The organism is Bradyrhizobium sp. CCGB12 (genome assembly GCF_024199845.1).
Taxonomy (GTDB): Bacteria; Pseudomonadota; Alphaproteobacteria; order Rhizobiales; family Xanthobacteraceae; genus Bradyrhizobium.
Genome location: NZ_JANADO010000001.1, coordinates 2489655 through 2502217, shown reverse-complemented (window position 1 = coordinate 2502217; position 12563 = coordinate 2489655). Strand labels below are relative to the sequence as shown.

The window sequence follows — 12563 nt, the reverse complement described above, 5'->3', positions numbered from 1 at the left end:
CCCCGGCGCGCGCTTAAGCCGGGTTAATTTTGTGGGAGATTTTGCAGCGTCCTTGACGCACGCGTTTGCAGTTTGTTCTAACCATGGCCCCTGCCCGGAGCCCACCGACATGCCCATCAGAGTAGCCACCTGGAACGTGAACTCCGTCCGGCAGCGGATTGATCTGCTCCTGACCTGGCTGAAGGAGTGCCAGCCGGACATCGTCTGCCTCCAGGAGATCAAATGCGTGGACGAGGCGTTCCCGCGGCTCGAGATCGAGGCGCTCGGCTACAATGTGGTGACGCACGGGCAGAAGACCTTCAACGGGGTCGCCCTGCTCTCCAAGCTCCGGTTCGACGAGACCAAGTCGGGTCTGGCCGGTGACGACGAGGACGCGCATGCCCGCTTCCTCGAGGGCGTGGTGACGCTCAAGCGCGGCGTGTTGCGCATCGCCTGCCTTTATCTGCCCAATGGCAATCCCGTCGGGACCGACAAATATCCCTACAAGCTCAAATGGATGTCGCGGCTTCTTGAATATTCGAGGGAGCGCCTCAAGACCGAGGAGCCGCTGATCCTGGCCGGCGACTTCAACGTGATCCCGCATGCCCGCGACGTCCACAATCCCGCCGCCTGGACCGAGGACGCCCTGTTCAAGGCGGAGACCCGCGAGAGCTTTCAGTCCCTGCTCGGCCTCGGCCTGACCGATGCCCTGCGGGCGGTTACCGACGAGCCCGGGCTCTACACCTTCTGGGACTACCAGGCTGGCGCCTGGCAGAAGAACCAGGGCCTGCGGATCGACCATCTGCTCCTGTCGCCGCAGGCCAGCGACCGGCTCGCCAATGTCGGGATCGACAGCTATGTGCGCGGCTGGGAGAAGCCGTCGGATCACGTGCCAGTGTGGGCGGATCTTGATCTCGAGGCGGCTTAAGGCCGCCTCTGCGGATCACTCCCGGCGACCGCCCTGCACCCACTGTTCCAGCATTTGCAGGCACATGGCGCGGTCGTCGTCGGAGGCCTTGGCGAATGCGCGGCTGTAGCTTTCCTTGATCCAGGTCTCTTCGGCGCCTGCGCTGTCGCGCGCCAGGGTCAGCCACATCAGGCCGCGCGCGGCCTGCCGCGGCAGGCGGTCGCCGTTGAACAGCATCTGGCCGAGCAGCGCCTGCGCCTGATGCTGGCCCTTCTGGGCGGCAAGGCCGAGCCAGCGCGCGCCATAGCGGAAATCCTCCCGCGAGGCGTCCGGCGTCTTCAAGTACAGGCGAGCCAGATCGTACTGCGCATCCGCGTTGCCGAAATAGGAGGCCGCATAGGAGAACATCTCCCGCGCCCGCTCCGGATCCGACTTGATCTTCGAGTTCGGGATGCCGCTCAGATAGTAGCGGCCGAGCGCGACGAAGGCGTTGGCCACGATCTGCGCCTGCGGCGCCGATGGGCTATCCTCCGCATGCGCGTTGGCGATCCGGCTGAAATATTCGAAGGCGCGCAAATCGTCCTGGGCGACGCCATCGCCGTTGGCGTACATGCGGCCGAGCTTCCACTGCGCGATGGGGTGGCCGCCCTCGGCGGCATATTGCAGGGCGTTGAGCGAGGTTTCCTGGGTTACGACCGCCGGCGGAACTTTGGTGCGGACCGCACCCGCAGCGCCCGGCAAGGTGGTCACGACGGGGATGGTGGCGTCCTTGTTGACCGGCGCGCCGTCGAAGGCGAGCGCCGGAGCGGCCAGCGCAGCCGCCCCCAACACAAACGCAACAATGGTACGCCTAGATGTCCGCATAGCACTGTTTCTCGTGCGCGCCGCCCGGATGGGTTACTGCCCCTCCGACCGCTGGTCCAACCTGCTGAGCATACTTCCAGAGCGCACCCGACGTATGGTTAGTCGCGCGAGCGCTCCATTTGGTTTTGCGCTGGGCGAGCTCCTGGTCGCTCAATTTTACGTTAAGGGTACCGACGACGGCATCGATCTCGATGATGTCGCCGTCCTCGAGCAGCCCGATCGGGCCGCCGATCGCGGCCTCGGGGCCGACATGGCCGATGCAGAAGCCGCGGGTGGCGCCGGAGAAGCGGCCGTCGGTGATGAGCGCGATCTTGCCGCCCATGCCCTGGCCGGTCAGCGCTGCGGTGGTCTGGAGCATTTCCCGCATGCCGGGGCCGCCTTTGGGCCCCTCGTAGCGGATCACGATGACTTCGCCTTCGCGGTAGGTGCGGTTCTGGACGGCCTCGAAAGCATCCTCCTCACGGTCGAAGCACCTGGCTGGACCGGTGAACCTGAGGTTGGACATTCCCGCGACTTTCACGATCGCACCTTCTGGCGCCAAATTGCCCTTCAGACCGACCACACCGCCCGTCACGGTGATAGGTTTGTCTGCCGGGTGCACCACGTCCTGGTGCGGATTCCACTTCACGCTCTTGAGGTTTTCGGCGATCGTGCGGCCCGTCACGGTAAGGCAATCACCGTGCAGGAAGCCGTTGTCGAGCAGCGTCTTCATCAGAAGCGGTATGCCACCTACTTCAAACATGTCTTTGGCGACATAACGGCCGCCCGGCTTCAAATCCGCGACATATGGTGTCTTTTTGAAGATTTCGGCGACGTCGAATAAGTCGAACTTGATCCCGGCCTCGTGCGCGATCGCCGGCAGGTGCAGCGCAGCATTGGTCGAGCCGCCCGATGCCGCGACCACGGCCGCCGCATTCTCCAGCGCCTTGAGAGTGACGATGTCGCGCGGCCGGATGTTTTGATCGATCAGGTCCATGACCTTCTCGCCCGCGGTCATGCAGAACGCATCGCGAATTTCATACGGGGCCGGGGCACCGGCCGAGTAAGGCAGCGCAAGGCCTATCGCTTCGGAGACCGTCGCCATGGTGTTGGCGGTGAACTGCGCGCCGCAGGCGCCGGCCGAGGGGCACGCCACGCGCTCGATCTCGTCGAGGTCCTCGTCCGACATGGCCCCGACCGAGTGCTTGCCGACCGCCTCGAACATGTCCTGGACGGTAACCTGCTGCCCGCGGAAATTGCCGGGCAGGATCGAGCCGCCATAGATGAAGATCGAGGGCACGTTGAGACGGACCATCGCCATCATCATGCCCGGGAGCGACTTGTCGCAACCGGCAAGACCGACCAGCGCATCATAGGCGTGGCCGCGCACCGTCAGCTCGACCGAGTCGGCGATGCATTCGCGCGACGGCAGTGAGGAGCGCATGCCGTCATGGCCCATGGCGATACCGTCGGTGACGGTGATGGTGCAGAATTCGCGGGGAGTGCCGCCGGCCGACGCCACGCCCTTCTTCACCGCCTGCGCCTGGCGCATCAGGGCGATATTGCAGGGAGCGGCTTCATTCCAGCACGAGGCGACGCCGACGAAGGGTTGGTGGATCTGCTGGGTGGTCAGACCCATCGCGTAGAAGTAGGACCGATGGGGCGCGCGCGCGGGGCCTTCCGTCACGTGACGGCTCGGCAGCCTCTGCTTGATGTTAGTCTTCGCGTCCATCGCAAACCAGTTTCCCCGGTCACCCTTTTCAGACCCGAAAAATCAAAGCCAAGATTTGAATCGACCTTGGGATTTCTCGTCGCCTTCGAGGACCACCGCCGTCCCTAGAACATTAGAGCGATTTTATTCATGCCCGGGTGTGGCTAAAAAGCGGCGTCGATGCGAACAGCCGGTGATGAGGGTTAAATCTGCCGTGAGTGTTGCGTAGACGGCACAATCGTGGCCGGGAAGACACGGGCAACCCTACTGACATACCATCTCGGAAGAGACACTTTGCAACTTGAGAGTTCGCGTTGATCGCGACACGCCCGAACTGATCGCGATCACGCCGCGACGCGTCTGCTGAGTCGGCACCGCCCGTCGGCGACAATCAGCGCATCGCCGAAGGGGCGGCGTGCGTTCTGTCCGGGGCAAGAGAGAGAGAGAGAGAGAGAGAGAGAGAGAGAGAGACCACTGCTCCACAACGTCATTGCGAGGAGCCCTTGCGACGAAGCAATCCAGAATTCCACCGCGGCAAGACTCTGGATTGCTTCGCTGCGCTCGCAATGACGGAGCGAGATGCACCGCCGCCATTCTCCGGTTCGCATTTCAACTTGCAGACGTACCTTCCCGTCCTCGCGGCATGTTTCGCCTGAGCTTTGCTTCGTCGCTCCACCCTCGAAGCCAAGAGGGCGCAGGGAAGGCCGGGTGCCAGCTTGCACCCGCGGTCCACTGCGCGAAAAGCACACGCAGAGAAACCGCACAGCAGCATACAGGTGTAGCCAATCACTCGGCCTTCCCTGCGCGATGGTCGGACGGCGTATGCCGTGCTCTCCCGGGAGCCGAATTCCTTCTGGCCTCCCTCGCCCTCGCGGAATTCGCCGGCACCGCGCCGGTTGACGCCACTGCCGCATCCGCAAGAGCTTGACCGTAGCAACGACGGCCAGGACCACACGGTTTTGCCGTACGCACGGCTCGCCATTTCGCCGCAGTTTTCCCGGCTCTGTCGACGCAGCCGGAAACTTACAGACGAGACGAACCTGACAGCGTCGTCCGTCCGCGCGAAGCCTAAAGGGCTCACGGAGAGCAATCCGCCCCGCCCTTGGCTGTTCGCGCCCGACGCTGCTGCGTCCACCGCAAGCCCGGCCCTGCGATCACCACGACAATGACCGCCCCTCAAGGGTGAGCCGGGATGAAGCGACAGATACGCCATTTCCGAATTTCGGTAAAGCGGAATATTTTTGCGCGGGCCGATTGACACCGTCCACGGTGTTTTGCCCGACATGCAAAACAGTCCGCTGGCGGATGAGCCAACGGGTCGGCGCGAAGCGTCCCCCCGTTGCTCGAGACATCCAAAGCCGTTCAGGCCGATATCGCTCTCTTGTGCCCAAACGGATCGACCAGACGGACGATCTCGCAGGCGGCGACGAGGCCGGCGAGCCAGGCGGCGCTGGTCAGCCCAATGCGCGTCACGATGGCCGCGGTGAAGGCGCCCTCTCCGCCGAGGACCGGCGTCGCCGCAAGCAGCGCGAGTTCATAGGCCGCATAGGCGGCAACGAGCGTGACGGCCAGTGCCAGCGCCGTGCGGCCCTGCGGCAGCGTCCGCAGCACGGCGGACGACACCGCGGTCGCCAGCAGCGCAGCCGCGCCGATCGCAACACCCCAGGCGATGGTGTTGCCGTCGACGGGATAATGCAGCGCGCCGAAGCCAATCGTCTGGTTCACGAGCCAGGCGCCGGTGACGACGAGCAGCGCCGGGCGCAGCGGCAGCATCGCCGCCGCGAGAACCGCGAAGGCCGCAAAGGGCGTGGCGCATGCCAGAGCGAAACTCGCGAGTGCGCATGACGCCGTCAGCAGCGCAAGGCAGAACATCGGCGCAACGCGCGGTGCGACCGGGTGAAGCCGCAAACGGTCGGCGTGCGGCGGCAGGATGCTGAGGGCCATGGGTCATCTCCTTTTCGAATTGTAGTGCATTTGCGGGCCGGTGACAGCCCTATCGAGGTCAGTAGCGCCGGCCTTTCAGATCGGCATCGACATAGGTCGAGGTGAAGAAGGAGGGCGCCGCCTACGTCCGTCCCCGCAGGCGCTGTGCCTGGGCCCAGGCAACAGCGACGTCGCGCGGCGGAATGTCGATGCGCTTGATCGGCGTCAGTTCGCCGGAAGCAGAGACGATCGCGGTCTCCTCGCGGCGGCAGCGCGGGCAGACGAAACGGACCTCATGCGGGGATGCCGACCAGCTTGAACGTTTCACGTTGGCCGCCATCGGCCAGGCATCGCAGTGCGAGCACGACACCAAGAAGCGACCGGGATCGAGCATACCCATTCCATCGGACTCCGCGTCCTGCCCACTCCTTCCAATGATTAGCCTATGTGAATCGTTCCGGTGCCTTGGCACCTTCAGCGCCATATTCGCTAGGATCGGGAGCGACAAAGGCGCAAAGGACGGTCCGTTCAGCGCGCTCCCTTGAGGGTGCAGGAGGTCGTGCAGGTAACGGTCGTGCCGCGATCGCACGATTTGCAGGCGTTGACGCACTGCTTCATGTCGCGAGGATTGTAACTGTAGTTTCGCATCGGGCAGGTCGACGTCGAGCCGGTGATGTCCTGCTCCTGATCGCAGGCCGCCGTCATGAGCGCGAACATGATCACTGCAACGAGGCGCATGGGATTGCCCTGTCAAGCATGGCAAGTGACATATGCGAGGCACGCTGCATTGCAGCGAACCTCGGCCTTCCCACCACGAGCCATCGCCGACCGGCGACGCTCGCGTGCACCGAGAATGCGCGCCAAACGTTAAGAACGGATTGCAGCTGGTTTCAGGCCGCGGCCCTGGTCGCGATCGCCTTCCGCATATCCACAGCCAACTGGCGGTACTGCTCCGAGAGCTTCAGATAGAACTCGCGCTTGGAGCTGTCGGTGGCGAGCTTGGCGATCAGCTCGCATTCGGCGGTGAGCGTCTCGAACCGTTCCAGCCTGTCATGAAGATCTGTCATCGGCGTGTCCCCATCAAACGCCTCAAGGGACATTAAACCTAAGCCCGGGAAATAGGTCACGGCGAACATCGTTATCGAGTAGAACCGTTTTTTCCGGCCGGGCGGGTGTCGGCCCGGCAAGGACGGCTATTTCTGCTCCAGCCGCCAGGCGCCGTCCCACCCCTTGGCCGGCGGATTGGCCTCGAACTGCGCGATGCGGCCGAGCAGCGTGCGCGAGGGACCGTCGCCGGGTACCGCTTCAAGCGCCGAGTTGAAGGCGGCGCGGGCGTCGTCGAAGCGCTGCGCGCGATAGGCGGCGAGACCTTCGGCATAGTGCGTGCGCAGGCTCTCCTGCGGGATGCTGAGCCCGTGCGCCTTGCTCATCACCTCGAAGATGGCCTGCGGCTCGCTCTGGCCGGCCACAGCGAGACGATCGATCTCGCGCAGCTCGAGGTTCGATCCAATCGCATCCGCGGTGGCCTGCGAGATCAGGATGCGGGTGCCGTAGACCTTGTTGACCATCTCGAGGCGCGAGGCGAGGTTCACGGCATCGCCCATCACGGTAAAGCTCATCATCAGCTCGGAGCCGATGCTGCCGGTCAGGACTTCGCCGGTCGCGATGCCGATGCGCAAGTCGCAGGGCACGGGCATGGCGCGGATCCCGAGCAGGTCCGGCAGCTGCTTCTGCAGCGCGGGCACCTGATCGGCCATGTCGATGGCCGCGTAGCAGGCAAACAGCGCCGGCTCGTCCTCCTCGATGAAGGGCGGACCCCAATAGGCCATGATGGCGTCACCGATATATTTGTCGATGACGCCGCGATTGCTCCGGATCGGGCCGGACATCACCGTGAAATAGTGGTTCATTACCTTGACGAGGCCACGCGGCGTCATGCCTTCGCTCATCGAGGTGAAGCCGCTCATGTCGCAGAACATGATGGTCATCACCCGGCGCTGGCCGTCGATGGAGACCTCCGGCCGGTCGATCAGCCCCTGCACTACCTTCGGATCGATATAGCGGCCAAACGTCTCGCGGATGCGCTCGTTGTGCCGCAGCTGCTCGATCATGCGGTTGAAGGCGGCGGCGAGCTCGCCGATCTCATCCTGCGTGGACACAGTGATGGTCTTGTCGAAACGGCCCGCCTCGACCTCGCGGGTGCCAGCGAGGAGCAGCCGCACCGGCCGCGTGATGCCGCTGGAAACCATCAGCGCAAAGACAAAGCCGACCACAGCGGCGAGGACAGTGACAGCGCCCGAAATGATGATCGCCTGATGCTGGCGGCCGATCACCGTCGACGTGGCGGCGAACACCTGCTTCAGCATATCGGCGCGGATGGCGTCGATCTTCTGGTTGAACTGGTCGCGCAAGACGTCGAGATGCTCCAGCGTGCCGCGCGCGTCCGGCACTTGCTTGGCGTCGATCTGCCTGAGGAGTTTTGCGTGGTCCTCGGTCATGCCGTGGCGCAGCTCGGAGACGGCGGTCTCGATGCGGGTGTCGATCCGCGCCAGCGCGGCATTGTCGGACGGCGTCCTGGTATCGTCGATGATCGCGTTGATGAATTTTCGCGCGCTCGAGGTCTCCTCCTCGATCCTGTGATCGGCCTCTTCGAACTCTTTGAGGCGCGCGGCATAGGCCTCCTCGTCCGAGGATTCCTGCATCTTCACCATCACCATGCGCCGCAGCGCCAGCGAACGCTCCAGCGAGCGGATATTGGCGCGGGCCAGGTTGCCGTACGCTGGAATGTAGCGGTTGGTCAGCTCATCAAGCAGGACGCCGACCTGGCTCGACATCACCATCGACAGGATCGAGGTGACCAGCATCAGGACGATCAATCCGAGGGCGATGCCGACGATCTTGCGCCGGATCGACTGGTTGAAAATCGGCATAGGTGCAGGGCAAAAGCTGAGAGGATACGGATGGAACTCAATACACCGGAATCGGCCAAGGGAACACGCGCAATCTGGGTAATCCGACGCGCTTAACCGTGCGCAACCGTCGCGCGAGTCGCGATCGTTAACAAAGGTTAAACGCGCTGCCTTTTCCGCAATTTCGGAACTGCCCGAGTTCCTATCCGTATTTTGCCGCATTGTTGCGGGAGCGTGAGATGTCATGACATCGTTTGGTGTCGTCTCGTGATTCTCAAGCCGCATGTCGTCGCGGACCTTGGTTTGTAGTGGTTTCGCAGGGGGACCATGGAATGAACCAGTGCCTACGCTCGCTCGCGTGTGTCGTTGCTATGGCCGCGATGGCCCTTCTTCCCGCCGAAGTGGCGGCGAAGAGCAGTCACAAACCGTCCGCGCCAAAGAAGACGCATGAGGCGAAGGCCGGCAAGGAGCGCCATGCTGGGGCCAGCAAAGCGCGGCACGGCAAGCACGCCGAGGCCAAGCGCAAGTCGAAGAAGGCAGTCGACAGGCCCTCGGACAAGCCGGCACCGCCGCCACTGACCGGCGATCTCGCCGCGCTGAAGGATGCGATCGACCTCGCGCGCAAGGGCAAGACCGATGAGGCGAGCGCCGCGCGCGACCGCATCACGGATCCTGCGGGGCAGAAGCTCGCGGACTGGTTCATGCTGCGCCACTCCGAGAGCACGGCGAACTTCAAGCGCTACGCCGCCTTTCTCGCCGCCAACCCGGATTGGCCGAGCAGCGCCCTGCTCCGCCGCCGTGCGGAGGCGCGGCTGTGGCAGGAGAAGAGCGATGCGGCCACCGTGCACAAATTCACCATGGACCGGCCAACCAGCGCCAAGGGCAAGTTCGCGCTGGCCCGCGTTGTGCTCAATGAGGGCGAGACCGACAGGGCCGCGCGTCTCGTGCGCGAGGCCTGGCGCGCGGACGAATTATCCGAGCGGAGCGAAGAAGACTCCTACGCGGCGTTCGGAGATCTTCTGTCGTCTGACGATCATCGCGCGCGCATGGACAAGCGCCTCGGCGCCAAGGACTATGCGGGTGCAAGGCGTGCGGCCAAACGTCTCGGCGAGGATGCGCTCGCGATCGTGAAGGCCTGCGCCGCCGTCACCGGCAAGGCGAGCAAGGCCAAGGACTATCTCGAGGACGTCTCGACCGAGGCGCGGCGCGATCTCGGCTATGTGCTGTGCCGCGCCCAGTGGCACCTTCAGAACGACCGCATCGACGACGCGGCCGAGGTGATCCTCGCCGCCCTGCCCGACACCATGGCCGCGCAGGATACCGATGCCTGGTGGCGCGAGCGCCGCCTGCTGGCGCGCAAGCTGCTCGACCAGGGCAAGTTCAGCACCGCCTATGACGTGGTGCGCACGGCCGCGGTGCCGGAAAAGGAAGTCTATCGCATCGACTACCACTTCATGTGCGGCTGGATCGCGCTACGCTATCTCGACGATCCCAAGGCGGCGATGGTGCACTTCGCCGCGATCGACGAGGGCTCGGCCAATCCGATCGCGCTGTCGCGCGCCCATTATTGGCGCGGCCGCGCCGCCGAGGCGATGGGCGCAACAGCGGACGCACGCATGAGCTATCGGGCGGCGGCGCGCTATCAGACCGCCTATTACGGCCAGCTCGCCCGCGCAAAGCTCGGCCTCGACCGGATCGAGCTGCGTCCGCCCTCGCCCGTGCTGGCCGCCGCCGACGCGCAATCGGCGGACGAGCGTGTGCGCGCAGCCAACATGCTCTACGGTATCGGCGAGCGCGACATGGTGTTCTATTATGCCGAGGATTTCGCCAGGGAGAGCACCGACGTCGCGGCGCTCGAAGCGCTCGGCGAGCTCGCCAGGCAGCGCAACGACGCACGCGTGATGCTGGAGGTCGGCAAGTTGGCCCTGGCGCGCGGGCTCGCGCTCGACCACTACGCCTTCCCCACCATCGGCATTCCCGAGCACAAGCAGGTCGCACCCGCGATCGAGACCAGCGTGATCTATTCGGTGGCGCGCACCGAAAGCTCGTTCGACCAGCGCGACAAGTCGCACGCCAACGCGGTCGGGCTGATGCAGGTGACGCCGGAAGCGGGCCGCGATACCGCCAAGCGCTTCGGCCTGACCTACGACTGGGACAAGATGGTCTCCGATCCCGTCTACAATACGCAGATGGGCGCGGCCGAGCTCAGCGCGCTCTTCTCGGAATATCGCGGCAACCAGATCATGACCTTCGCCGGCTACAATGCCGGCCGCGGCCGCGTGCGCGATTGGGTGCAGGCGCGTGGCGATCCAAGAGACCCCAAGGTCGATCCGGTCGACTGGGTCGAGCGCATCCCGCTGTCGGAGACGCGCAACTACGTCCAGCGCGTGATCGAGAACGTGCTGGTCTATCGCGCGCGGTTCGAGGACAGCGGAATGATCGCCGGCAAGAGCGATCAGCGCGTGGTGACGCACGAAGTCAGCGGAACCGCACCCGTGGCGGCCGCAGCACCCGCTCCCTAGTCGACGCCGCCGGGGCTGGACGCGGCGACTGCGAGGTTACGTTGCTGCGGCTTCCACGCGAGTGCACTCGCGCAGCTAGGTGTCACCACCTCCTTCCGTCGTGATCAGATCACGGCCGTCCAAGTATGCGCCGGTCAAGGCTCTTGCGAACGTCCAGCTCTGTACCGTACAGCTCCAGCACGTGACGGCGCTCAGGACCGCCAACATCTCGATCATGTTGCCGGCGGCGAACCCGACGTTCCCAGCGGCCGGCCCCGTGCGTCCAGGCATCGACCATTGCATCAACAACGTCACGAGTTCGCCTCGCCGATAGCAATCATAGTCACAGTAGCGACGCTGGGTCCGCACATGCCGGACATAGCCGGACCGGATGGACCTTGAGCATGTGCCGCACGTCGCCGCGTGCAACGGAGGCTCGTGATTGACCACCACGAATTTCACGACGCCTCCCTGATGCGCTCTTTCGCGAGCGCCTCGCAGAACAGGCCGTAGCACTGGTAGTCGCAGTAAGGCAGACGGGTCGCGATCTCGCGGAGATAGCTGCCTTCGATCGGCTCGCAGCACTGCAGGCACCAGGTCTGCCGAAACGGAGTCCGGTCGTTCACCAGCACGAACGCGAATCTCATGTGGCACCTCCCAAAGCGAAGCAGTAAACGCTGTCCAACGGAGACAGTGCAGGCGGTGGAGCGCAAAGATGGTTTCGGCCGTCCGGGTTATCTCTGTTTCGCTCCACTTTTTGCGGCGGGATCAGAATGTATCTCCCGTCCTCCCTGCGACGTGCATAGATCTGGCCGTCGACGTATTTGATGTCGGTCGGATAGCAGTCAGCGCTGTTGCAGCAACTGAGGCTGGGATTATCCGGCATGTGCCAGGTCGAGTAGAACTTTTCGTGCAGCCGCTGGTCCTGGGGTGGGTGCTGGCGATGAACGGCACCCTGTCTGGTCTCCTGCGCCTGGACCGTCGCAATGGAGCCGAGGAGAATTATCCAGCACAAGAGCTTGCATGAGCGTTTCAACGCACGGGCTCCCGGATCAGCGCTGAACGATGTCAGCCGTCCAATTCAGCCTCACGCGACCTGAGCCCGAAACAACCACCGGCGGTCGCGTTCGCGGCGCGTGCGGAAGCCATCAACGCACTTTTTTGAGCAGAGCGCCGTGCGCCAGGAATAGTAGCGGATCAGGCCGAATTTGCCGCCGCACATCGCACAGCCGCTGATTGAAGAGCAACGTTCGGACCCGGATAGGCGACCTTCAGGAAGTTCCGATGTATCGCACATTGTCGTCTCACTCTGTTGCTTGCGTTCTTGCCAGTTCGTTCCCTTCGACCTCACGCGGGTCGCGAATTGCCGCGACGGCTGCGTGTCGAGAAATACGGCGGCCTCGCCCTTGGTCGTGTGCCTGTCGGTGAGGCGCCTTGGCCGTACGCTTCGGACCAGTTCTCTTGCGATTGCTACGATTGGCTGGTCGACACTCCCGATGGTCGTGACATTAGTCTGTCGGGTACGAGGTGCTCAATTGTACGGAGGTAAATGGCCGACATGACTAGGATTGGAGGAGCTATACCTAGGTTTGTCCCGTAGTCGCCCGGGGTCTCGCGCGCTCATGTTCAACGAGACGGCGCACGATGCATCGACTGCACGGCCACCGCGAAAAGTTGGCTGACACGGCGCGCGTGATGCGCTGCGGTGAACGGCGGGAAGCAGCCAATTCCAATCCGAATATCGTAACCGCCATCCGACTTTGGCCGGAATTGCTCCTCTGGCGGCAACG

11 protein-coding genes are annotated in these 12563 nt (G+C 64.0%); 3 read left to right on the top strand and 8 right to left on the bottom strand.

What is annotated here, in order from left to right; translation table 11 throughout:
- Positions 1 to 109 precede the first annotated feature (109 nt).
- A complete protein-coding gene (gene xth, locus NLM27_RS12010) occupies positions 110 to 907 on the top strand; it encodes an exodeoxyribonuclease III (RefSeq protein ID WP_254143492.1) in 798 nt (265 codons plus the stop codon).
- A 15-nt stretch (positions 908 to 922) separates the two neighbouring features.
- Here xth and NLM27_RS12005 read toward each other — a convergent pair whose 3' ends face one another.
- The 7 genes from NLM27_RS12005 to NLM27_RS11975 all read right to left on the bottom strand — a co-directional run bounded on the left by NLM27_RS12005 (position 923) and on the right by NLM27_RS11975 (position 8293).
- Positions 923 to 1750: a tetratricopeptide repeat protein gene (locus NLM27_RS12005; RefSeq protein WP_254143491.1), complete on the bottom strand. Its 828-nt coding sequence runs from the start codon at positions 1748 to 1750 to the stop codon at positions 923 to 925.
- A complete protein-coding gene (ilvD, locus tag NLM27_RS12000) occupies positions 1737 to 3461 on the bottom strand; it encodes a dihydroxy-acid dehydratase (RefSeq protein ID WP_254143490.1) in 1725 nt (574 codons plus the stop codon). Before ilvD ends, NLM27_RS12005 begins: the two co-directional genes overlap by 14 nt.
- A gap of 1341 nt (positions 3462 to 4802) precedes the next feature.
- Positions 4803 to 5384, bottom strand: coding sequence for a hypothetical protein (locus NLM27_RS11995; RefSeq protein ID WP_254143489.1), 582 nt, complete (start codon positions 5382 to 5384; stop codon positions 4803 to 4805).
- A 121-nt stretch (positions 5385 to 5505) separates the two neighbouring features.
- Complete coding sequence (locus NLM27_RS11990; RefSeq protein ID WP_254143488.1) at positions 5506 to 5763, bottom strand: hypothetical protein; 258 nt, start codon at positions 5761 to 5763, stop codon at positions 5506 to 5508.
- Between the two features lie 128 nt (positions 5764 to 5891).
- Entirely contained in the window at positions 5892 to 6101 is a 210-nt protein-coding gene (locus NLM27_RS11985; protein WP_254143487.1) for a hypothetical protein, read from the bottom strand.
- Positions 6102 to 6253: 152 nt separating this feature from the next.
- Positions 6254 to 6430 (bottom strand): hypothetical protein, encoded by a 177-nt coding sequence (locus tag NLM27_RS11980; protein WP_254143486.1) that lies wholly within the window; start codon positions 6428 to 6430, stop codon positions 6254 to 6256.
- A 126-nt stretch (positions 6431 to 6556) separates the two neighbouring features.
- Entirely contained in the window at positions 6557 to 8293 is a 1737-nt protein-coding gene (locus NLM27_RS11975) for an adenylate/guanylate cyclase domain-containing protein (RefSeq protein ID WP_254143485.1), read from the bottom strand.
- Between the two features lie 311 nt (positions 8294 to 8604).
- On the opposite strand from NLM27_RS11975, the gene NLM27_RS11970 reads away from it, so the two are divergent.
- Entirely contained in the window at positions 8605 to 10794 is a 2190-nt protein-coding gene (locus NLM27_RS11970; RefSeq protein WP_254143484.1) for a lytic transglycosylase domain-containing protein, read from the top strand.
- A gap of 437 nt (positions 10795 to 11231) precedes the next feature.
- Here the strand turns inward: NLM27_RS11970 and NLM27_RS11965 are convergent, their stop codons facing one another.
- Positions 11232 to 11420, bottom strand: a complete 189-nt coding sequence (locus NLM27_RS11965) for a hypothetical protein (RefSeq protein WP_254143483.1) — start codon at positions 11418 to 11420, stop codon at positions 11232 to 11234.
- Between the two features lie 68 nt (positions 11421 to 11488).
- On the opposite strand from NLM27_RS11965, the gene NLM27_RS11960 reads away from it, so the two are divergent.
- A complete protein-coding gene (locus NLM27_RS11960; protein ID WP_254143482.1) occupies positions 11489 to 11800 on the top strand; it encodes a hypothetical protein in 312 nt (103 codons plus the stop codon).
- Positions 11801 to 12563 lie beyond the last annotated feature (763 nt).

Excerpts from the sequence above, each read along its gene's own strand:
- xth (WP_254143492.1), top strand. The coding sequence starts at position 110 with ATGCCCATCAGAGTAGCCACCTGGAACGTGAACTCCGTCCGGCAGCGG.
- NLM27_RS12005 (WP_254143491.1), bottom strand. The coding sequence starts at position 1,750 with ATGCGGACATCTAGGCGTACCATTGTTGCGTTTGTGTTGGGGGCGGCT.
- ilvD (WP_254143490.1), bottom strand. The coding sequence starts at position 3,461 with ATGGACGCGAAGACTAACATCAAGCAGAGGCTGCCGAGCCGTCACGTG.
- NLM27_RS11995 (WP_254143489.1), bottom strand. The coding sequence starts at position 5,384 with ATGGCCCTCAGCATCCTGCCGCCGCACGCCGACCGTTTGCGGCTTCAC.
- NLM27_RS11990 (WP_254143488.1), bottom strand. The coding sequence starts at position 5,763 with ATGGGTATGCTCGATCCCGGTCGCTTCTTGGTGTCGTGCTCGCACTGC.
- NLM27_RS11985 (WP_254143487.1), bottom strand. The coding sequence starts at position 6,101 with ATGCGCCTCGTTGCAGTGATCATGTTCGCGCTCATGACGGCGGCCTGC.
- NLM27_RS11980 (WP_254143486.1), bottom strand. The coding sequence starts at position 6,430 with ATGACAGATCTTCATGACAGGCTGGAACGGTTCGAGACGCTCACCGCC.
- NLM27_RS11975 (WP_254143485.1), bottom strand. The coding sequence starts at position 8,293 with ATGCCGATTTTCAACCAGTCGATCCGGCGCAAGATCGTCGGCATCGCC.
- NLM27_RS11970 (WP_254143484.1), top strand. The coding sequence starts at position 8,605 with ATGAACCAGTGCCTACGCTCGCTCGCGTGTGTCGTTGCTATGGCCGCG.
- NLM27_RS11965 (WP_254143483.1), bottom strand. The coding sequence starts at position 11,420 with ATGAGATTCGCGTTCGTGCTGGTGAACGACCGGACTCCGTTTCGGCAG.
- NLM27_RS11960 (WP_254143482.1), top strand. The coding sequence starts at position 11,489 with ATGGTTTCGGCCGTCCGGGTTATCTCTGTTTCGCTCCACTTTTTGCGG.